We start from the raw sequence: 21,213 nt of genomic DNA on the forward strand, positions 1-21,213 counted from the left end.
ACGCAGCCCTCGGGTCCGATCTTCGATCGGCCCAAGGATAAACTCCGCGGAGATCCGGGATCCATGCCTGACGATTTCTCGGAAGCGCTCTGGCATGGATCCCGGGTCAAGCCCGGGATGACGGCGTGGTTCCGTGCAAAATCAGCATCTAGCACAGCCGAAGGCCGGGGCGTGTGGCTGCGGCCTTCTGTCATGACGGAAAGCGCCCTTACCAGCGGTAGTTCGCCGAGACGGTGACGGTGCGGGCATCGCCATAGCCGCAGCCGGAATAGCCGTTACAGCTCTTCACATAGGTCTTGTCGAAGAGGTTGGTGACGTTGACCGCCATGCCCCAGCCCTTTGAAGACGCCTTCGGGTACCGTGTAGTCGAGCCAGGCGGAGGCCATGACTTCCGGGACGACGATCGGCGTCTTGCCGATCAGCTGCGGGCGGGTGTCTTTGGTCGTCTTCAGGTCGTAGGCCGTGAAGGAGGCGAGCAGCTTCAGGTCCGTGTCGATGGGTTGAGGCGGTCAATCTGTCGGAGGCCTCTGAGCCGGGCGCGAGCCCGATGGCTTTCCGAGACGGAACAACTCTACTTTCGCCATGAGCCGGGGCGATGTAGGGCGAGGCGACCGTGGCTGAAAACCGATGATCCCGAAGGCGAGTTCGATCATGGAGAGCAAAGCTTCCGCATTTCCGCCCGGTGATGACGTTCTGGCGGCGAAGGCTCTTTCGATGGCTGGGGCTGGCCCGTTTGCAGACGGTCAGGGCGATCTCTTCGAACTCGACGGCGTGACCTTCGGGGTGCCGGGCCGCGTGCTGCTCGAACCGCTCACCTTCTCGCTGCCGACGCGGCGCGTGATCGGGCTGATCGGCCATAACGGTTCGGGCAAGTCGACCTTGCTCAAGCTGCTCGCCCGCCAGCAAGCCCCCTCGGCCGGGACGATTCACTTCGAAGGCAAGGCACTCGACGCTTGGAACGGCCGGGCCTTCGCGCGCAAGGTCGCGTATCTGCCGCAGCAGACGCCGCCCTCGTCCGGCCTTCTCGTCAAGGAGCTCGTCGCACTCGGCCGCTATCCCTGGCATGGCGCGCTCGGCCGTTTCGGCGCGAGGGACCGCGAGAAAGTGGCCGAGGCCATGGCGCTGACCGATGTCGAGTGTTTTGCCGACCGGCTGGTCGATACGCTGTCCGGTGGCGAGCGCCAGCGCGTCTGGCTGGCGATGCTCGTCGCACAGGACGCCGAGTGCCTGCTGCTCGATGAGCCGACCTCCGCGCTCGATATCGCTCACCAGATCGAGGTGCTCTCGCTGGTGCACCGGCTGTCCGCGGATAAGGGGCTCGGTGTCATCGTCGTGCTGCACGACGTCAATATGGCGGCACGGTTCTGCGACGAGATCATCGCGCTGCACTCCGGCAAGATGATCGTCAGGGGAACGCCGGAGGACATCATGACCTCGCAGCAGCTCGCCCGCATCTATGGCATCGAGATGAGCGTCATCGCCCATCCACAGACGCAGCGCCCGATCGCTCTTCCAGCCTGAGAGCGGTCGCCGCGGAGACCGATATGGATCTGATCAAGCGGTTCGCCGCCTATTACCGGCCGCATCGCGGCCTGTTCTTGCTGGACTTCTGCAGCGCGGTCGCGGCCGGCCTGCTGGAGCTCGCCTTTCCAGTCGCTGTGACGCTGTTCATTGACCGGCTGCTGCCGACCGGCGAGATCGGCATGATCGCCCTCGCGGCTGCCGGTCTCTTCGTCGCCTATCTGGTCAGCGCGGGGCTGCAGGTCATCGTGACCTATTGGGGCCATATGCTTGGCATCGGCATCGAGACCGAGATGCGGGCCAAGGCCTTCGACCATCTGCAGAAACTCTCCTTCGGCTTCTTCGACAACCAGAAGACCGGCCATCTCGTCGCCCGGCTGACCAAGGATCTCGAGGAGATCGGCGAGGTCGCCCATCACGGCCCGGAAGATCTGTTCATCGCGATCATGACCCTGATCGGCGCCTTCGCGTTGATGCTGTGGGTCCATGTTCCGCTTGCAGTCGTCACGGCGCTGGTGGTTCCGCTGACGGCCTTCGTCACCATCCGCTACGGCAGCCGGATGACCACGAACTGGCATGCGCTCTACGGCCGCGTCGGGGATTTCAACGCTCGCATCGAGGAGAATGTCGGCGGCATCCGCGTCGTGCAGGCTTTCGCCAACGAGGACCATGAGCGCCGGCTCTTCGCCGAGAGCAACCGCCACTACCGCGATACCAAGCTCCAGGCCTACAAGCTGATGGCCGCCTCGACCTCGCTGTCCTATCTCTCGATGCGCTTCGTGCAGGTCGTGGTGATGCTGGCGGGCGGCTGGTTCGTGGTGCGCGGCGAATTGTCGGCGGGGGGCTTCATCGGGTTCCTGCTGCTGGTCAATGTCTTCTTCCGCCCGGTCGACAAGATCAACGCGGTCATCGAGAGCTATCCGAAGGGCATCGCCGGCTTCCAGCGCTATCTCGCTTTCCTGGCGACGCGCCCCGACGTCGCCGACAGGCCCAATGCCCGCGCGGTCGAGCGGCTGGGGGGCGACATCGCCTATCGCGGTGTCCGCTTCGGCTACAGCGCGGGAAGGTCGATCTTCGACGGCCTCAACCTCGATATCAAAGCCGGCGAAACGATCGCCTTCGTCGGGCCGTCCGGCGCCGGCAAGACCACGATCTGCTCGCTGCTGCCGCGCTTCTACGAGGTCACGGGCGGCGCGATCCTGATCGACGGCATCGACATCCGCGACATGACGTTGAAGTCGCTGCGCTCGAATATCGGCATCGTCCAGCAGGACGTCTTCCTCTTCGCCGGCACCATCCGCGACAACATCGCCTATGGCCGCCTCGATGCGACCGAGGAGGAGATCGTCGAGGCAGCGCGGCGCGCCCGGCTCGACGGCGTCATCGCGGCGCTGCCGCAAGGGCTCGACACGGTGATCGGCGAGCGCGGCGTCAAGCTCTCGGGTGGGCAGAAGCAGCGCCTCGCCATCGCCCGCATCTTCCTGAAGAATCCGCCGATCCTAATCCTTGACGAGGCGACCTCGGCGCTCGACACCGAGACCGAGAAGGCGATCCAGCAATCGCTGGCGGAACTCTCGCAGGGCCGCACGACGCTGGTCATCGCCCATCGACTCGCGACGATCGCCAATGCCGACCGGATCGTGGTGGTCGAGAACGGCGATGTCGTCGAGCAGGGCAGCCACGCCCAGCTCCTCACCCGCAAGGATGGGCGCTATCGCAGCCTCCATGCCGCACAGGCCGGCCATGGACCTCCGGCTTCAGGCCATGCCGTTGCCTGAGTTTGACCCAGGCGGTGGCGAACTGCTCAGAACAGTCCGCGGAAACTGTCGGGCAGGCGCCATGCTTCCGTGCCGGCGATATTGAGCGGCGCCACATACATCGTGCCGACCTCACCGCCACGCTCCGAGGGCTTGATGCCTTCGACGAAGCTTTGGCAATAGCGCGCGATCGCATCGTCGTCCCAGTCGCGGCGTTCGAGCCGGTCGAAGCTGCAATAGAGGTTGAGCAGGTCGAGGTCGCTGCTGCGCTGGTGGTGGCCCTGGTCGACCTGGGTAAAGTCGAGCCCGCGCGTCAGCGATTGCCGGTACACACGCTCGCCCAGATCGGCGTATTTGAGGTGGAACAGATAGGCGCCGGGAAAGTGCGGTGGGCGGTTGGCGTGGTGGAAGCCGCCGCCCCAGCGGACGGGCTTGCGCACGATCAGCGTTTTGCACATCGGCGAGACGAAGCGGACATGGCCGCGCTGGCGCAGGATCGGCCCGTCGAGCAGCGCCGCGTTCTCCTCCTGCAGCATCGGCGTCACGTTGAAGCCGATGCAGGTCGCGTGCTCGAAATCGGTGGCGTCAAGCCAATCGCCGAAGCTCTCGAAACGGCGCGGGTCGTGGCTGATGAACTCGTCGCAATCCGAATAGATCACCGTCTCATAGAGCTCGAGCAGGGCGCCGACGAATTTCGAGACGAAGCGCGCGCGCTCCTGATCGTCGAGCGCCGAGCGGGGATAGCGCACGACGCTGACGCCCTGCAGCGTCTCGCGAATCTCCGCGTCGCTGTCGTGATCGATGACATAGAGGTTCTCGCGGCCGACGAGCCCGGAGTAGTAATCGATCCAGCGCGAGACGTAGAACGCCTCGTTATACTGCATCGTCACCACGGCGACCTTTTTCATCCCGCGGCTCCTGCGGTCACATCCGGTGCGGGACGCCGTTGCGGTCGAGGAAAGCGCGCATCCGGTCGTAGGAGGCGGCGTAGGATTTGGCGAGCCCGTTGAGCGCCGCCTCGCGATAGACCGCGCGCCAGCCACCCTCAGCCAGCGCCTCCTCCGGTACGACCGGGATCTTCAGCGTCTCGGCCAGTTCCTGGCTGCGCGTGTCGTAGGCGACGAGCACGCCCGGCACGCCGTGAGCGACGGCCGGCAGCACGCCGTGAACGCGGTAGCCCACCGCGAGGTCGACGCTTTGCGAAAAGCGATCGTAGTCCTCGACGTCGAAGAAGCTGAACATCCGGCGCTCGTAGATATCGCGCATCCGCGTATCGTTCGGCCCGTCCCACCATCCGGTCTTCACGAATTCGGCGATGGCCTTTTCCTTGGCCGCCTCGTCGCGCAGGAAGAACGCCTTCTCCTCCTGCTCGCCATGCGAGGACATCACCATCTCGCTCTGGCCGTCGACTTTGAGCAGGGCGGCGCGCTGGTTGCGCAGATAGGCCTCGGGGTCGACCGTGTAGCTCTTGTCGGCCTCGCGGCGCAGGCTGAAGGCGACCTTCCGGATCGCGCGCTGGTCCGGCACCCGGATCTGGAGATCGCGGTTGCAGGTGCGGAAGATCGAGGGACAGCCGACGACCTCGACATTGCCGACGCCGTTGCGGCGTAGAGTCTCGGCGCTGAAGGTGCCGCGCACGCCGATGGCGGCGCAGCGATCGGCGACGATCTGCCAGAAGCGCTTCGAACTCTCGGGCAATTCGATCGCGCGGTTCTGGCTGGCCTGCGCGCCGACGCCGATGGCGTAGACCGGCAGCTTGACCTTCTCCAGCACCTCGACGGCGCGGAACCACTCCATCTTCTCATGGATGAAGTTCGAGCCGCGCACGAAGACGAAGTCGAACTCGCTGGCATAGCGCTCGATGTCGACCTCGGTCGGATTCATGATCTTCATCGGCTCGAGATGCGCGTAGCGCAGCAGCTTCAGCGTCGAGTCGAAGACGATCATGTCGCCGATGTTGAAATAGTCGGAGAGCAGCTTCTCCAGCGGCGCGCGATACCAGCGCACCTTGTCGTGGTCGTAGACCTCTCCCGCCGGATAGATCACCAGCGCGCGCAACGCTTTCGCCGTGGCAACGGGGCGCAACTGCGAGCCGGGAGCGAGAGCGCCGGTCCTGGCATCGGCGACCGCGATCGCGCGCAGCCGCGTCTCGGGAAGAGCGGGCAGGGGAATGGCGATTTCCGCCACCGTCGCATCGCCGGCGATGAGGGCGCCGGGGTGGATCGTTGCATAGTCCTCCCCGTCGAGCAGGAGGCGCAGGGAGGGCCAGGCTCCGCCCGGCTCCCGGGCGACAAGGACGACGACCTCCCGCGTGCTGGCGCGCAGGATCTTCATGGTCTGCACAGCCCGGCTCGCGGCGAATTGGTGTGAGGGGGCATTCGCATTCATGGCGTTTCCTTCACGATGCGGACCTTGATGCGGACAAGGTCGCGTTGCGGCCCCATCTTGCAGTTGGCGACGTGCATCTTGGTCATGAACAGATAGGCTTCATCGCCCGTCGTCTCGAAGTTGCGCGAGGGCGAGGCGGGGTCGGCGACGGCGCCATAGGCGTAGCGCTCACGGTCGCCGCAATCCTTGCTCCACATCGTCGGATGGGTGAGGAGCGTCTGCAGCGGCGCCCACTTGATCAGATCCTTCGACCAGCTATAGGCGACACGCCCGCCCGCGATGCCCTGCTTGGGGTCGGGGCCGAGATGGAAGATGGCGAGCCATAGCCCGCTCGCCTCATGGCGCGTGATCGAGCCGACGACCGTCGGCAGCACCTTGAGCGGCTGGCAGGGCTTCGCCTGCGCGGCATCCTCGCGATAGGGATCGACGGCGCGCACGGTGAAATCCTGCCCGTCGAAGGCGCGCCAGGCTTTCGGATCGCTGATGTCGGTGGTGCGATAGAGGCAGGTGCCGCCCCTCTGCCCCTCGCCGCCGGTCGTCGCGATCAGCGCATACCAGGCGCCATCCTTCTCGATGATGTTCGACGGGTTGAAGAAGCCGCGGTGCCGGCCCTGTCCGACCTCCTGCTTGAAGGCAGGCGCCGCGACCACCGCCGGCGGATCGTCAACCTTGAAGCTCTGGCCGCCGTCGCGCGAGCGCGCGGCTGTCACGACATTGTACCAGCAGGCCATGCCGTCCTTGAACTGGCAGGCGCCCGGATGACGGTCGGCGTGATACTCGTCGTGCATCAGGGCGTAGATGTCGCGGCCGTTCTTCGTCCAGGTCGCGGCGATCCAGCTCATGTCGCTGAACTGGCTGGGGTCCGCGCTGTTCTTGGCCTCGAAGGAGATCGAGCAGGTGGTCTTGATCCGGTCCAGGCCTGAGCCGATCAGGGGCCGGTTGCGGTAATGACTGGCGAAGGCGACGACCTCGCCCTTGTCGTCGCGGAAGGCGCGCAACGGCGCGTCCGGGATATGCCACTCCTGGCAGTGCTCCTTCGACCAGTCGAAGACCGTTTCCTCCTGAGCTCCGGGCGCGAGTTCCAGGCGGTAGCGTGAGCCTTCCGCGGCACCGGCGAGCGAGGCGGGCAGCAGCGCCGCAAGCAGCGGCGCGATGCGCAGGAGGATTCGGCCGTTCCTCATGCCACCTTCCGCTGCGGCTCCGCGGCCGCCCGGCCCACCATCTTGTTGTCGACGCGGTTCTCGACCAGGAAGTCGCGCATCTGCCCGTAGACCTGCGCATAGGCCGTGTTGAAGCGATCGAAGCGCGCCTGATCCCAGTATTCCTCCAGCCGGAAGTCCTTGCCGGAGAAGACGTCGACGCTCGGGATCTTGAACGTGTCCGCGAACTCGACGGTGCGGCTGTCATAGGTGAAGTAGATCGAGGGCGTGCCGTTGGCGAGCGCCATCAGATTGCCGTGCAGCCGGTAGCCGAGGACGAGATCGAGCCCGCGCACCAGCCGCTCATATTCCGCGACGATGTCGGAATAGAACATGCGGCTCTGATAAAGACCCGAGACCTGCTCATCGATGTACCAGTCGCGCGCCCAGGCATTGTCGCGCAGCGACGCCATGGCCGCCTCCTTCTGCTCGGGCGTGCCGAGGGCGAGCTTCTTCTCCTCGACCTCGCCCTGCGACATCAGCGTGACCTCGAAACGATCCGCCATCGCCTTCACCAGATCGCGGTGGAAGGTGAGGTAGCGCTTGATGTCCTGCGCATAGGTCTTGGAGACCTCGCGCCGCAGCGTGACGCCGACGTTCTTGACCTGGTCGAGCGCGGGCAGGCGGATGGCGAGATCGGGGCTGTTGTTCCGGAACGCTGTCGGGCAGCCGATGATCCGGACATTGTGGATGCCGAGATCGTTCAGCACCTCGGCGGAGTAAGCGCCGCGCACGCCGAGCGAGGCGGTGGAGTCCGAAATGAGCTTCAGGACGGTCTTGGTGTCCTCGCTCAGTTCCAGCTTGCCGCTGACCGGCGCCTGCGCGCCGATGCCGAAGGCGATGACCGGCAGCTTGAGCCGGCGCAGCACCTCCGCCGCCTTCGACCAGTTCATCTGCGCATGGATGTAGTTCGAGCCGCGCAGGAAGACGTAGTCGTACTCGGCATTGAGTCGATCGATCCTCGCCGGATCGACATGCGCGATCGGCAACTCGTCGAGCTTCTCGAAGTTGAGCAGCTTCAGCGAGGAATCGAAGACGAAGGCGTCGCCGATGTTGTGGTAGTGATCGATGTGGCTCTGCAGGTCGGCATAGCGATACCAGCGCACATTGTCGTGGTCGTAGACCTCTCCCGACGGGCTGATGACGAGGATGCGGGCCATGTCAGGTCTCCCCTGTTATCTTGTTATGGCTTCAGGCGATCATCGCGGCGGGGTCTTGCCGCGTGGGCGCAGGCTGGCTGCGTTCGGCCAGGAGGCGGCGATAGAGGTCGAGATGCGTCTGTGCACATTCGCGATGGCTCATCGGCCGCTTGATGCCCCCGCGCAGGCGGTCCCAGAGCTTGGGTTCGGTCAGGGCGCGCACCATGCAGTCGACAAGGTCTTCCGGGCTGCCGGAGCGGAAATGCAGGCCGTCGACCTCGTCGGTGATCTTCTCGGCCATGCCGCCGAGATTGCTCGCCAGGATCGGGCGGCCGTGGAAGAACGCCTCCTGGATCACGATGGGTGAGTTCTCCCACCAGACCGAGGGCATTACCACCCAGTCGACCGAGCGCATCAGGTTCGGCATCTCGTGGTTCTGGAAGGCACCGCAGAAGCGCACGCGCCGGCCGGCGCTCTCGACCAGCTTGGCGAACTTGTCCTGATAGGCTTTCGGCTGGCGTTCAAGATTGCCGCCATAGACCAGCAGGATCGCATCCTCGTCCCAGACGGAGTCCGGGATGCGCGTTACTGCGTCGATCAGCACATCGGCACCCTTATAGGGCGTAAGCTGGCCGAAATAGGCGAAGCGGGAGCGCCGCGCCTTGCCCTCGGGCAGGGGACGCGGCGGCGCGGTGCTGGCCACGTCGATGCCGTTCTCGATCACCGAGAAGCGCTCCTCGCTGAGCCCCCAGTCGACATAGCGGTCGGCGAGGAAGCGGCTCGGCGAGACGAAATGGTCGGCGAGGCCGAGCATGCCCTTGATGAAGGTCTCGCGCGCCAGGAAGCGCGCCGGCGAGATCTCGGGGAAGCAGGCGTTGCAGTCGGTCGGCGAGGCCCGGTAGCAGAGCTTGAAGGCGCCGGTCTTCACCATCTGGCCGTGGTGATGGCAGATGCTGAGATATTCGTGGAAAGTCACGACGATCAGCGTATCCGGCAGCGCGTCGCGCACCGCGAACAGGCATTCGAGCCCGAGCCCGATGAAATGGTGGAAATGCACCACATCCGGCTTCAGATCGTGCAGAACGCGCACGAAGTCGCGCTCGATCTCCTCCGTCGCGCGGTTGGAGATCAGGAAGTGGTCGTAATCCTCGGCGTAGTAGAGCAGTTCCCCGCCGCGCTGGCGCAGGCTCATCAGCGCGGTGCCGGCATGGCGCGGGGTCGGTGCACCGACGCGGGCGAGGTAATGGGAATCGACACCCTCGCCCGTCTGCAGCCCCTTGTGCAGGTTGTAGGACGCCATCTCCGCCCCGCCGAGCGAAAGCGACGGATGGCCGTGCGATATGACGAGAACCCGCATCCTCAGCCTTTCATGTTGGAGATGGCGAGCGCCCAGCGCCGGTCGAAGCTGGTCCGGTCCGCGAGCTGGGCGAGCGCGCCGAGATGGGGCGAGGCTATCTCGGCGTCATCGACCGCGTAGACCTCGACATCCGGCACCCAGAGCGAGGGGGAGCCCGCCATCCTGAGCTTGAGGCAGAGATCGAGACCTTTCTCCGCCGTGGTGAAGTAGTTGCGCGCAAAGCCGCCGACCTCGACGAAGGCGGCACGCGAGAGCACGCAGCATTCGCTTGCGCCGGCAGCGACCTCCATCGGGCCGAGATTGCCGACCGCCTCCAGCGGGTAGCCGACGAAACGGTTGGCGATGCGCCGGCTCGTACCCTCGCCCTCCAGCCAGGCGCCGGCCCAGCGGATCGAATCGTCCTCGAACAACAGGGTCGGGCTCGCGACGCATTGGCCGCCGCGGGCGCGATAGGCGCGTTCGAGCCGGCCGAGCCAGCCGGGCATGCGGATCTGCGCCGCGCCCGAGAGCAGCGCGACCGTCTGGAAGCGACAGGCGCGGACACCGGCCTCCAGCGCATCGCAGGCATCCTCGACGCCTTCGACGGCGACGAGGCGCACCGAGAGCCCGTAGAAGCGGGCCAGCCGGCGGGCTTCGGCGCCGACGCGGTCGAAGCTTTCGGACGGTGCCGCCAGCACGATCGGCAGCGGCCTGACCTCCGGGTCCATCGCCATCAGTGCAAACAACGCCGAAATTTCGCGGTGGCGGTGATCGAAGCCGATGACGAGGCCGAGCGGGGCTTCCGGATCGAAGGGGCCGACATCGAGGTTTTCGACGGCGCGCGGCGGCGCGATCTCGGCCGCCTGCAGGGCCGGCGCGATCTGGCGCTCGACGACGGCGTTCGCTGTCGAGGAACGCGGGTCGAGCAGGCCGAGGATGCGCTCCAGCGCCCGGCGGGCCTGGCCGCGATTGGGTTCGAGCGGCAGAAAGGCAGGGCCGGTGCCCTGGACCTCGAAAGCGAGGTGGAGTGGCTGTCCGGGCTCCGGCACGAGCTTGGGCGCGAAGACGATGAAGCCATGGCTGTTGCGGCGCGAGGCGAGGGCCGGGCCGAAGCGCGGGTCCTCCATGAAGGCCGCCGTGACGTCCGGCCGCTGCACACGCGTCCAGAGCCGGTCGACGGCACAGGACTGGCTGCCGCTGCGCAGCGTCACCCCGTCGACCCGGCGTTCCGGATCGAAGAGCCAGCCGATGATAAGGACCCCGGTGTTCTCGATGATGGTGACGGAATCGATGCCGGCGCGCACGGGCTCTTCCAGCAGGCAGACCGTGTCGCGGCCGTCGAAACGCTGGGAGGCGCGCCGCAGCTTGTCGGAGGTGGCCTGGGGAGCGGTTCCGCGCTGGAGCCCGTCGCGCAGATGACCCGGGACGGTGATGGGATCGAGCAGGACGTAGCGCTCGTAGACCTCGAGCGCCCGCCAGCCGTCGTTCCCGCGGAAATAGAGCCGCTCGATCTCACCCGGTTGCTGGGCCTGGCAATCCTCGAGCAGGCCGAAGAAGCCGCGGGCACCTTCGCCGAGATCATCCCGCTCGAAGGTTCCGGCCTCGAGATTGGCAGGGGAAAGGCCGCCATGGGCGATCAGAAGCTTGATCCGCCCAGCTGCGAAATGCGAGGTCCAGCCCTGCAGGAAGATGCCATCGCCATCGAGCGAACCCATCACCTCGACGAAGCCCCCGGGGCGGGCGACGGTCTGCAGCAGCATCGCGACCGCGCGCAGGCGGCGCGGATTGGGCGCGCCGGTCAGCAGCACTTCGAGCAGGCCGTCGACGACGCTTGGAAAGGCCTGTCCGGCATCGTCGGCGAGCTCGGAGAGGAAGACCTGCAGCGGCTGCGGCTTCGGCGCCAGGATCAGCCGCAGCGGCCGACCGGGCCGGCCGATCAGGAGCGCTCCGGTCCCGCTGCTGTCGACGGCCGGCGCCGGTGCCAGGCAGAGGAAGCCGGTGCCTGCCGAAGCCTCGGCTCCGGGCCGGCGCCAGCTCAGCACCATGGTTTGGGCTCGGTTGCGCGGATTGCCATCGACCGCGACCGGAACCTTGGCCGGAATGGCGTCGCAGCTGCTGCGGACGAGGATGGCGTTCTCGCCGAGCGGCGTCCAGGCGACGGTCGGGGCCGGGCTGACCGCAGTCCTCTCGGGAACGATGACCTCGCTCATCGCCTCAGCCTCCCCAGAGCGTCACGGCGAGGGTGACGAACGACATCACCGCGGCAAGCGCCGACAGGAAGCCGAGGATGAGCGTGACCTGCCGGAGCGGCGCGCGCGCCTCCTTGCGGATCGCTACCAGACGGTCGTCGAAGGCGCGCAGCGTGCCGTCGAAGCGCAGCTGGAAGACGTCGAGCTCGCCGAGCCGGCGCACGATCTCGCTCTGGCTCTCGGCCTCGGCCTTGGTGGCCTCCGCCAGGGCATGGTTCTCTTCGAGCCGTGCTGCGATGCGGTCGAGCTTTTCGTTCAGCTCCTTCTGGGCAAGCTGGCTGCGCCGGTTGAGCGCGATCAGCATTTCGACCTTGTCGAAGAATCGCGCGAGCGGCACGGCAATTGCGGCTTCCGCTGCCAGCTCGTCCGCTGCCGGCAGGCGCAGCTCCAGTTCGGCACCGGTTGCCGGCGAAACACCGACGACGGTGAGCCGCGCGCGCGCGGCGACCAGCGTCTCGTCGAGATCCATCGAGAAGGCGTGCTTGCCGTCACCGATGCCGTTGCGGCGCAGGTCGATGCGGCTCTGATCGGCTTTGATCTCGCTGGCGAGCTTGCCGTCGCAATAGAGCTTCACCGTGATGGCTTCGTCAGGACGGGCCTCGTCCCAGATCCAGCCATGCAGACGGCTGCCGTCGAGGGCGTCGATCCGTCCGTTCAACTTCGCCGGGTTGACGTTCGGCAGGCGGACTTCGTTGTCCTGTTGCTGAGCTGTCGTCATGCGGCCTCCGCAAGCTTGAGGCTATCGAAGAGGGTTAGGTGACGGCCGGCGCATTCGGCGAGCGAGGGCTGATCGGCAATGCCGTCGACGAGGCGCTGCCAGAGGCCGTACTCGTCCATCGCCCGGCGCATCGTGCGGGCGAGTGCGGCCGGGTCGCCTGGCCGGACATGGAGTCCGTCGACATCGTCGCGGACCATCTCGGCCATGCCGCCGATATTGCTGACGATCAGCGGCCGGCGATGCTGGAACGCCTCCTGGATGACGAGGGGCGCGTTCTCCCACCAGATTGAGGGCATCACGACCCAGTCGACCTCGGCCATCAGTGCCGGTACTTCCTCGCGGCGATACGGACCGCAATGGGTGACGACGCCTTCGGTGCCGGCAAGCGCCGCATCGAGAGCGGTGGTGAAGGCCTCGCTCTGGAACGGCGCGCCGCCATGAATGCGCAGCGAGAACTCCCGTTCCCCGGCGGCGCGCAGCAGCTGCGCCGCCTGGAGTAGCGGGAGAACGCCTTTCCAGGGATTGAGATTGCCGAAATAGCCGAAGCTCGTGCGGCGCCCGTCGCCGGGCCGGTGTGCGGCCGGCTCCTGGCTCGGGCGGGCATTGGCGATGACGTCGATCTTCTCCGCCGGCAGACCCCAATCGGCATAGCGCTGGCGCAGGAAGCGGCTCGGGGCGACGAAGCGGTCGACGGCAGCGAGATGCGTCTTGATGAAGCGCTCGCGCAGCAGGAACCGATCGGAGCCGATCTCGGGGAAGCAGCCGTGGCAGCTGGCAGGGGAGGCGCCCGAGCAGCGCTGGCGATCGCTGGGCCGCACCATCAGCCCGTCATGGTGGCAGATCGGGTAGTAATCATGCAGCGTCATCACGATCGTGGCTTCCGGCCGGAGCCGGCGTGCCAGCGTCAGGAACTCGGCGCCGATCAGCACGAGATGATGGACATGGATCACGTCCGGCCGGAACTCGCCGAGCAGCGTCGCAAGATCCTGCAGCGTGCCGTAATGATCGATCTGACTCATGTGGAAGCGGTCGAAATGGCCGCTCCAGAGCACCACGTCGTCGCCGACGGATTGCAGCGCCGTGCCGGGATGCGGCTGGCGATGGATCGCGTTGGTCGCGCCGAGGAACAGCACCTCGCAACCCTGCTCGCGATAGGCGCCGGCGAGATCATGCGCGAAGATCTCGGTGCCGCCCGGATGCAGCGCGGGATGGTTGTGCGCGACGACGAGGATGCGGCGGGTCATCGGCGGTTACCCGGCTTCGTCGCGATCAGCACGTCCTGATAATGTGCTGCGCTGATGCCGCGCCAATGGCCCGGGCGCAGCGGCTCGACGGCGAGACCGGCCTGTGCCGCCTGCTCCAGGAGGAAGCTCGTATCAATGCCGGCGGCGGCGAGCGGCGCCTCGTCGATGGCATACCAGCCCGGGCCATCCTGCCAGCGCTTGAACGACAGGCGCTCCTGGCCCGTGGCGGCGCCATCGATCGCGAAGGCGGTGAGGAAGAGCCGGCCACCGGGCGCCAGAAGCCGGGAGGCTTCCTGCAGATAGACGACGAGCTCGTCAGGCGGCAGATGCGTGGCGACGGAGATCATCGTCACGAAATCGAAGCTGCCATTGGCGAAGCCGAAGCGGACCTCGATGCCGGGCAGCGAGCCTTGCGGATTGTAGAGCGGATGGGCGATGTCGAGGCGCTGGAAGCGGAAACGCGGATAGGCCGGGGTGATCGTCTGGGCGCACCAGAGGATGCCCTCCATCACCGGGTCGACGCCGTCATAGCTGCCGTGCTCGGAGTCGAGATATTGCGTCAGCGGAATGGCCATGCGGCCGATGCCGCAGCCGATGTCGAAGACGCGCTCATGCGGCTTCAAGCCGCCGATCCGGATGAAGTGGCCGAGGAACTCGGCGCCGATCGCGCGGTAGTCGCCATCGCCGACAAAGATCGAGTCCAGTGGCGGGTGCGGCATGAACCGGTTGGTCTGCAGCGCAGCCAGCAGCCAGTCGAGCTTCGGCCCGACAGGGGTGTTCTCGGGCGCCGGTTCCGGCGCGATCTGTCTCAGGGCTGTGATAGCCGTCATGCCGCGGTCGCTCTCCTGAAGCTGAAGCGGGGAACAAGGTTGGGCTCGCTCGGAGCGGGCTCTTGCAGCGCGGGCTCCGCCGCCGAGGTCTCGAAGGCCTGCATCAGCGCATCGATCTGCGCGTCCCAACGCCGGGTCTGGAGCCAGGCATTGTGCTGGGAGGCGGCGCCGCGCGTGTAGTCGGAGCTCTTGGAGATCGACTGGCGCTCGAGGTGATAGAGCGCCGTATCCGGCGCATAGAGGATGCCGAAGCCGGCGCGCCGGACCTTGAGGCAGAGGTCGCTGTCCTCGTAGTCGCCGATGACATAGCTCTCGTCGAAGCCGCCGAGTTCGTCGAAGAGCTCGCGCGCGATGACGATGCAGGCGCCGGTCACGCCCGGCACCGGGCGCTCGATATTGGCCGGTGCATAGCTGCTCGGCATGCCCTTGAAGTAATGATGGTTGAGCCAGACGCCTTTGCTGTCGCGCTTGAAGTAAAGCCCGGCATGCTGGAGCGAGCCGTCATCGTAGAGCAGCTTCGGTCCGACCGCCCCGACCTTGCGGCGGCGGTCGAGCTTGGCGATCAGCGCCGCCAGCCAGCCATTCCTACTGGGGATCACGTCGGAATTGACGAGTGCCAGAGCCTCGCCGCGCGCCTGGCGTGTGCCGGCATTGCAGGCGGCCGAAAAGCCGCCATTGCGCCGCATCGCGACGAGCCGCATCGGCAGGCCGTAGGCGAGATGGAGCCCACCGAGCAGATGCGCGACTTCCGCCTCGTGCTCGGGCGAATCGAGCACATAGATCAGCTCGGCATTCTCGACGAACCAGGGATCACCGGCGAAGGCGGCGACCTGCACGCGCAGGAAATCGTAGACGCGATAGAGCGGGATCACCACGGAGGCTTTCGGCCGGCCCCAAGTCTGCCCAAACTCCTTGACGGTGGGTTCCGGACGGCTTTCGCTCAATTCGTCCTGACAGGCGGCGAGGATCGGCGCGAGCGTCTCCTCCAGCATTGTGGCCGTCAGATATTGCGGCGGGATCGCTGCGAGGGTCCGGGCGCGGATCGTCGCAGCGTCGGCCGGCTGGACCGCCGGGCGCAGCGTCAGCGTCGTCCCGGACTTCAGCTTGATCTCGCAGCGGGGCTGCAGCACCGGCGCGCCGCCAGCGTAGTCTGAGGCGAAGGCGGCGAAGCCCGTAGCGGCGCGCGTTTCGCCTTCCGCACCGGTCGGCAGCCGCACGGGGAAGCGCTGGAGGCGGGAGAGCATGGCGATCGGTTCACCGGCGCCGCGATGCAACAGCACCTCCTCCAGGAGATCGTCGGGATCGCGCAGCCAGCCGCCGATCAGCAAGCCGGCGCGATTGCAGACTGCAAGGTCGAGCTCGGCAGCGGGGAGGTCGTCGTTCCGGCGAACGTGCTGGATGGCCAGCGGAACCCGCCGCTGCATCTCGACCGCCAGCAGCCGCCCCTGCTCGGACAGGCCGGCAAGCTGCTCGACGACCCAATTGCGCAGGCCGTCGCGGCTCGCTGCCTTCCCGGCCCACCAGCGACCGAGCGAGGGCGCTACCTGACGACCGGGCAGCGCGCGAACGACCAGGGAGCGATCGCTTTGAAGGATCAGCAATCCGCCGCCGCGAACGGGCGGCTCCTCCATGACGAGGTGCAGCTCGCGCTTGCCGGTGCGATCGGCGGCGCCGATGCGCGACTTCAGAGCCAGGCGGGTGAGGCCGGCGCCATCGAGGCGAGACGCCGTGCGCAACGCGCCGAAATCGGCGGGCACGAAGGTCTCGAATAGCCATTGGCCTTCGACCAGCGCCGCAGTGGGCTGCATCGCGGCCGGCTTCGCGAACATGGTCAGCAGAAGCTGGCGCAGAAAGGACAGGTAGTTGGGAATCGAGGAGAGGCCGAACAGCGGCGGCCAGGCCCGCACGAGCGCATTGGCCAGCGTCAGCCGGGCTTGCGGCGTGAGATCCTTCAGGATCTCTGTGGGATCAGCGAGGCCATGGACGAGCGCGGGGTCGAACGAGGCGGTCACGTCACCCTGCGGGCCCTGATCCGAAAGGGTCGCGACGATGCTGTCGTGGCCGGAGGAGCGGAAGGCGATTGCAAGCCGCTCGCGACCGTCACGCAGGCCGAGCGAAACCGATGCGGCCGCGAGGCGCCGGCCTCCTCCCGTCAGCGCGATCGACGGCTTGCCGAAGGGCGAAGCCTCGAGCGTCCAGCAGAGCAGGAAGACCGAGCCGCCGAGGCGATGGAGTTCGAGCTGGGCCGGGGGTGTCACCGCAACAGGGGCGGGCGCAAGTGAAAGCATGAAGGCGTTCCTGCGGCACTGGGGAGTCTGGAGCGCCCCGCGAAGGGCGCTCCAGGAGGACGTTGGGGTGTGCCGTCCCGCCCGAACACGGCCGGGCGGGACGCGCGTCAGGTCGATCAGGCGACCGAGAAGTAGGAGTGCGGATCGGCCTGCACGTCCTCGGCGTTCACGCCGACGAGGGTCAGGGTGTCGCCATTGCCGAGATCGATGACGGTGTTGCCGCCGACCGTGGTCGCGCGCGCCGCCACGTCCTCGGCCGAAGCCACGCCCGTGCCGTTGATGTCCTGCGCGATCTGCAGCATGTCCGAGCCGGCATGGAAATCGAGGACGACGTCGTTGCCGCCACCGCCGGCGAAGACGAAGACGTCGCTGCCGGCGCCGCCGTGCAGAGTGTCGTTGCCGGCGCCGCCGAACAGCATGTCGTCACCAGCGCCGCCCTGCAGGACGTCGTCACCGGCGCCGCCATAGAGGATATCGGCGCCCTGGCCGCCCTGCAGGACGTCGTTGCCGGCGCCACCCTGAAGGATGTCGTCGCCAGGTCCGCCTTGCAGGATGTCGTTGCCTTCGCCGCCGATCAGCACATCGTTGCCGGCATTGCCGCGCAGGATGTCGTCGCCGGCCCCGCCGATGAGCGTATCGTCGCCTTCGCCGCCGAACAGGGAGTCATTCCCTTCGTCGCCGGAGAGGACGTCGTCACCGAGCCCGCCGAAGAGGGTGTCGTCGCCCTCGCCGCCGAACAGGGCATCATTGCCACCATCACCGAAGAGTAGGTCATTGCCTTCCTCGCCGAAGAGCGAGTCGACCTGATCGCCGCCATGGACGATGTCATGGCCAGCACCGGCCAGAATTACGTCGCTGAAGCGACTCCCAATCAAAAAGTCGTCGAATGCACTTCCTTCGATCGTCGCCATACGGCACCTCCATAGCGATCTGATGATCCTGGTCGTTCGGCGGCGGCGCCGCGGAATTGAAAGTCCAGGAACGGTTCCGACAGCTCCGCATAGGTCATGCTGTCGCTCGACGACCTAAGAATTACTCAAGTAGTGCGTTGCAGCAAGGCTTTTGTTGTGACGATTTTGCGATGCAGCACAGTTTAGCCTTTATTTTATAAAGGTAATTCCTTCGAGTGTACTGTGAATATATTTCCAAAATTGAAATACCCGCATGAGCAGCGCAGCGACCGATGTCGCCGGGCTGCGCTGCGGGTCAGTCTTCGCGGAAGGCGCGGTTGAAGCTGTCGGTGAACGGCGAAACCAGATAGTCGATCGCCCGGCGCGCACCATTGACGATCATGACCTCCGCGTTCATGCCGGCATGCAGCGAAACCTTGTAGTCGCGCAGGCTTTCCTGATCGATTTCGGCGCGCACGATGAAGTAGGCCGCGCCGGTCTTCTCATCGATGAGCTGGTCCGGCGCGACATAGGTCACCTTCGCCTGTATCGGCGGCAGCAGACGGGAGTTGAAGGCGGTCAGGCGCACGCGTGTGTTGGCGCCGACGCGGACCGCATCGATGTCGCGCGGATCGACCTTCGCTTCCACGATCAGCGGCTCGCGTTCCGGCACGATGTCGAGGATCGCCTCGCCGGCGGCGATCACGCTGCCAGCGGTGCGCATCCGGATGTTGGCGACGATGCCCTCCTGCGGGGAGATCACGACCAGGCGGCGCAGCACATCCTCGGCCTGCACGATGCGTTCGGTGACCTCGGAGAGCATGAGCTGGGATTCCTGGATCTCCCTCGCGATGTCGTTCTGCCGTTCGAGACTGATCGAAAGGATTTCCAGATTGGCCCCGGCCACCGCCTGCTCGGCCTTGGCCTTGCGGGCGGCGAACTCGCCCGCCCGGCCGACGAGTTCGCTCTGCTTGGTCTGCAGTTCGACGAGCTGGCCGCGCTTGGCGTAGCGCTTTTCGTAGAGGTCGGCCATGATCCGAACCTCTTCGTCGATGAGCGAGCGCTGCTGAAGGGTGGCGTCGATCTGGGCCTTCAGTGCATCGGCTTCGGCCTGATGCTGCTCGATGACGCGCTGCTGGATATGGATCTTGCCGTCCTGGACCTGGCTGCGTGACTTGAAGAACGTCTGCTCGGCCCGCAGCACCTCACGTGCGATCGGCGTTTCCATGCGTGCAATGTCGGCGGGGAAGGCGATATCGGTCGCGCTCGTCTGTTCGGCGCGCAGGCGGGCGAGCTTTGCTTCCAGCCCGATGCGCTTGGCCTGCAATTGCTGCAATTCAGCGCGGGCGCGCGCGTCCTCGAGCCGCAGCAGCGGTTCGTCCTTGGTGACGCGCTCACCTTCTGCCTTCAGCAGGGTCTTCAGGATGCCGCCTTCGAGGTGGCTGACCGTCTTGCGCTTGCTGTCGACGGCGACGACGCCATTCGCGACGGCGGCATTGTCGAGCCGCGCAGTGACGGCCCAGGCGCCGAAACCGCCGAAGCCGACGCCGATCGCAGCAGCGCCGGCGAGGACCAGGCTGCGCAGGCTCGGGACGCGCTCATCCTGCAGCTCTGCATCGATCTGCACGACCAGGGGCTGTTCAGGGCGTTTGATCAGGGAACGTCCGGTCATGCCTTCACCTCACGGATCGGGGTCGGTGTGGCTGGTGTGTTGGCGGGAGGCTCCATTTCGATCCGGCCACTTGGCGTGATCATGCCGGCGATGGCAGCGCGCGGGCCGAATTGCTGCACGCGGCCCTCACGCAGCACGAGGAGCTTGTCGACGACCTGCATCACCGAGGGGCGATGCGCGATCAGCACGACGATGGCGCCGCTTTCGCGCGCCGCGGCAATGGCGCGAATCAGGCTCTGCTCGCCTTCGGCGTCGAGGTTGGCGTTGGGCTCGTCGAGCACGATCAGGCGCGGCGAGCCGTAGAGCGCCCGTGCCAGACCGATGCGCTGCCGCTGGCCGCCCGAGAGAGTGAAGCCGGTATCGGCGACATTGGTGTCGTAGCCGAGCGGCAGGCGGCCGATCAGCTCGTGAACCCCGGCGATGCGCGCGGCTTCCAGGATGGCGTGAGGGTCCGGCTCGCGCATGCGGGCGATGTTTTCGGCGATCGTGCCGTTCAGCAACGAGACCGATTGCGGGAGATAGCCGACCATCGCGCCGAAGGAGCCGCGTTCCCACAGGAAGGTGCTGTGGCCATCGAGATAGACGCCGCCGACATTGGGCTTGAGCACGCCGACGAGCAGCCGTGCCAGCGTCGACTTGCCGGCGCCGGAAGGGCCGACCACGCCGAGCACCTCGCCCGGTTCAAGCGCGAAGGAGACGCTCTTGATCACGGTCTGCTCCGAGCCCGGCGGTGCGAAGACGACGCGATCGACCACGAGGTCGCCCTGGCAGGGCGGAGTCGGCACCGTCTGCCGCTGCGAGCTGCGCGTCAGCACGAGGTCGCGCACGCGCTTCCAGGCGGCAGCGGCCAGAACCCATTGCCGCGAGTCGGTGATCATCGAATCAAACGGCGCCAACAGTCGGCCGGACAAGATGCTCGCGGCCATCAGCGTTCCGGCGGTGACCTCGTTGCGGATGATGAGGATTGCGCCGGTTGCATAGACGGCAAGCTGCATGGTCATGCGTATGGAGCGTGTCAGGGCGGCGATGAACTTGGCGCGCCGGGTGCCCATGTCGAGCTGCTCGATCATCGCGAGCTGCTGGCCGCGCCAGCGCCGGGAGAGCGCCGGCAGCATGCCCATGGCCTCGATCGTCTCGGCATGGCGCAGGCTCGCGCCGACCTCGTTGATGCTGGCGACGCCCGCCTCGTTCGCCTCCTTGAGGATCCGGCGGGTGAGCATGTCGGACAATACGCCGAGCAGCAGCAGGATGATCAGCGAGGCCAGGCTGACCAGCCCGTAGACCGGATGCAATGCGAAGAGGACCGCGAGGAAAATCGGCGACCAGGCCGCTTCCAGCGGGGTCGCGATCGCCGAACTCGCAATGAAGAAGCGGATATCGTTGAGGTCGCGAATCGCCTGCGTCGCCTGTCCCGAGCCCTGCTCCAGCGACGAGCTCACGGCGGCCTGCAGCGCCGGCAGATTGAGCCGGCGTGCAAAAATGCTGGCCATGGTCTGGAACGTCAGGGAGCGGATGAACTCGACCGTGCCGTACAGCGTCAGGGCCCCGACGGCGATGACGAGGAGCATCGTGAGTGTGTCGTAGCTGTGGCTGACGATGACGCGGTCCTGCACCTGCATCATGAACAGCGGAACGGTCAGCAGCAGCAGGTTCACGCAGAGGCTGAGGAACGCCGCATAGCCGAGGCCGCCAACGAAGGAGCGCTGGAGATTCCGGATAAGGACGTCAGGTGCCGGCATCACAGCCTTCATGCATGACTCCAGGATTGTGATTGGGGTGCGGAACGTGGCGGCGAGGCCGCCAGACACGTGCTCGCTATCAACAAGGCAAACGTGATACGGAAGGAGTGTCAAGATTATGACAGATTAGAACGGTAGTCCATCGAGTCGGAAGAAAGCAAATGAGGCAAAACTATGCAAAACTTTGAATTTCGAACTAGTTTCCGACCAACTCTGGATTGATGCAATCTTAATTATTAGCCA

The 21,213-nt window shown here is 66.2% G+C and carries 16 protein-coding genes; 2 read left to right on the forward strand and 14 right to left on the reverse strand.

Going from position 1 to position 21,213, the window contains the following annotated elements:
- Positions 1-208: 208 nt before the first annotated feature.
- Complete coding sequence (locus tag FQV39_RS22135) at positions 209-328, reverse strand: TonB-dependent receptor (protein WP_149132260.1); 120 nt, start codon at positions 326-328, stop codon at positions 209-211.
- Positions 329-714: 386 nt separating this feature from the next.
- On the opposite strand from FQV39_RS22135, the gene FQV39_RS22140 reads away from it, so the two are divergent.
- Together FQV39_RS22140 and FQV39_RS22145 are read left to right on the forward strand one after the other, a co-directional pair.
- Positions 715-1,521, forward strand: a complete 807-nt coding sequence (locus FQV39_RS22140; RefSeq protein ID WP_149133978.1) for an ATP-binding cassette domain-containing protein — start codon at positions 715-717, stop codon at positions 1,519-1,521.
- A 23-nt stretch (positions 1,522-1,544) separates the two neighbouring features.
- Positions 1,545-3,299, forward strand: a complete 1,755-nt coding sequence (locus FQV39_RS22145) for an ABC transporter ATP-binding protein (protein ID WP_149132261.1) — start codon at positions 1,545-1,547, stop codon at positions 3,297-3,299.
- Positions 3,300-3,325: 26 nt separating this feature from the next.
- On the opposite strand, the gene FQV39_RS22150 is transcribed toward FQV39_RS22145, so the two are convergent.
- The 13 genes from FQV39_RS22150 to FQV39_RS22210 form a co-directional block, all read right to left on the reverse strand.
- On the reverse strand, positions 3,326-4,186 hold the full coding sequence (locus FQV39_RS22150) for a glycosyltransferase family 2 protein (RefSeq protein WP_149132262.1): 861 nt from the start codon (positions 4,184-4,186) through the stop codon (positions 3,326-3,328).
- A gap of 16 nt (positions 4,187-4,202) precedes the next feature.
- On the reverse strand, positions 4,203-5,666 hold the full coding sequence (locus FQV39_RS22155; RefSeq protein ID WP_149132263.1) for a polysaccharide pyruvyl transferase family protein: 1,464 nt from the start codon (positions 5,664-5,666) through the stop codon (positions 4,203-4,205).
- The gene (locus FQV39_RS22160; RefSeq protein ID WP_149132264.1) at positions 5,663-6,847 is read right to left on the reverse strand and encodes a hypothetical protein; all 1,185 of its coding nucleotides are present in this window, start codon (positions 6,845-6,847) and stop codon (positions 5,663-5,665) included. The genes FQV39_RS22155 and FQV39_RS22160 overlap by 4 nt, the downstream gene beginning before the upstream one ends.
- Positions 6,844-8,025 carry a polysaccharide pyruvyl transferase family protein gene (locus FQV39_RS22165; protein WP_149132265.1) on the reverse strand — a complete coding sequence of 394 codons (1,182 nt, stop codon included), beginning with the start codon at positions 8,023-8,025 and terminating at the stop codon, positions 6,844-6,846. Before FQV39_RS22165 ends, FQV39_RS22160 begins: the two co-directional genes overlap by 4 nt.
- A 31-nt stretch (positions 8,026-8,056) precedes the next feature.
- Positions 8,057-9,361, reverse strand: coding sequence for a glycosyltransferase family 4 protein (locus tag FQV39_RS22170; RefSeq protein WP_149132266.1), 1,305 nt, complete (start codon positions 9,359-9,361; stop codon positions 8,057-8,059).
- 2 nt (positions 9,362-9,363) lie between these two features.
- Positions 9,364-11,550, reverse strand: coding sequence for a glycosyltransferase family 2 protein (locus FQV39_RS22175; protein WP_149132267.1), 2,187 nt, complete (start codon positions 11,548-11,550; stop codon positions 9,364-9,366).
- Between the two features lie 4 nt (positions 11,551-11,554).
- Positions 11,555-12,307 (reverse strand): hypothetical protein, encoded by a 753-nt coding sequence (locus tag FQV39_RS22180; protein ID WP_149132268.1) that lies wholly within the window; start codon positions 12,305-12,307, stop codon positions 11,555-11,557.
- Complete coding sequence (locus FQV39_RS22185; RefSeq protein WP_149132269.1) at positions 12,304-13,551, reverse strand: glycosyltransferase family 4 protein; 1,248 nt, start codon at positions 13,549-13,551, stop codon at positions 12,304-12,306. The genes FQV39_RS22180 and FQV39_RS22185 overlap by 4 nt, the downstream gene beginning before the upstream one ends.
- Positions 13,548-14,381, reverse strand: a complete 834-nt coding sequence (locus FQV39_RS22190) for a class I SAM-dependent methyltransferase (RefSeq protein WP_149132270.1) — start codon at positions 14,379-14,381, stop codon at positions 13,548-13,550. Before FQV39_RS22190 ends, FQV39_RS22185 begins: the two co-directional genes overlap by 4 nt.
- On the reverse strand, positions 14,378-16,669 hold the full coding sequence (locus FQV39_RS22195) for a glycosyltransferase (RefSeq protein ID WP_149132271.1): 2,292 nt from the start codon (positions 16,667-16,669) through the stop codon (positions 14,378-14,380). Before FQV39_RS22195 ends, FQV39_RS22190 begins: the two co-directional genes overlap by 4 nt.
- A 116-nt stretch (positions 16,670-16,785) precedes the next feature.
- Positions 16,786-17,580, reverse strand: a complete 795-nt coding sequence (locus FQV39_RS22200; RefSeq protein ID WP_149132272.1) for a calcium-binding protein — start codon at positions 17,578-17,580, stop codon at positions 16,786-16,788.
- A gap of 295 nt (positions 17,581-17,875) precedes the next feature.
- Positions 17,876-19,231, reverse strand: a complete 1,356-nt coding sequence (locus FQV39_RS22205) for an HlyD family type I secretion periplasmic adaptor subunit (RefSeq protein WP_149132273.1) — start codon at positions 19,229-19,231, stop codon at positions 17,876-17,878.
- The gene (locus tag FQV39_RS22210; RefSeq protein WP_149132274.1) at positions 19,228-20,982 is read right to left on the reverse strand and encodes a type I secretion system permease/ATPase; all 1,755 of its coding nucleotides are present in this window, start codon (positions 20,980-20,982) and stop codon (positions 19,228-19,230) included. Before FQV39_RS22210 ends, FQV39_RS22205 begins: the two co-directional genes overlap by 4 nt.
- Between the last annotated feature and the right edge of the window lie 231 nt (positions 20,983-21,213).

It is taken from the genome of Bosea sp. F3-2, from assembly GCF_008253865.1.
Taxonomy (GTDB): Bacteria; Pseudomonadota; Alphaproteobacteria; order Rhizobiales; family Beijerinckiaceae; genus Allobosea.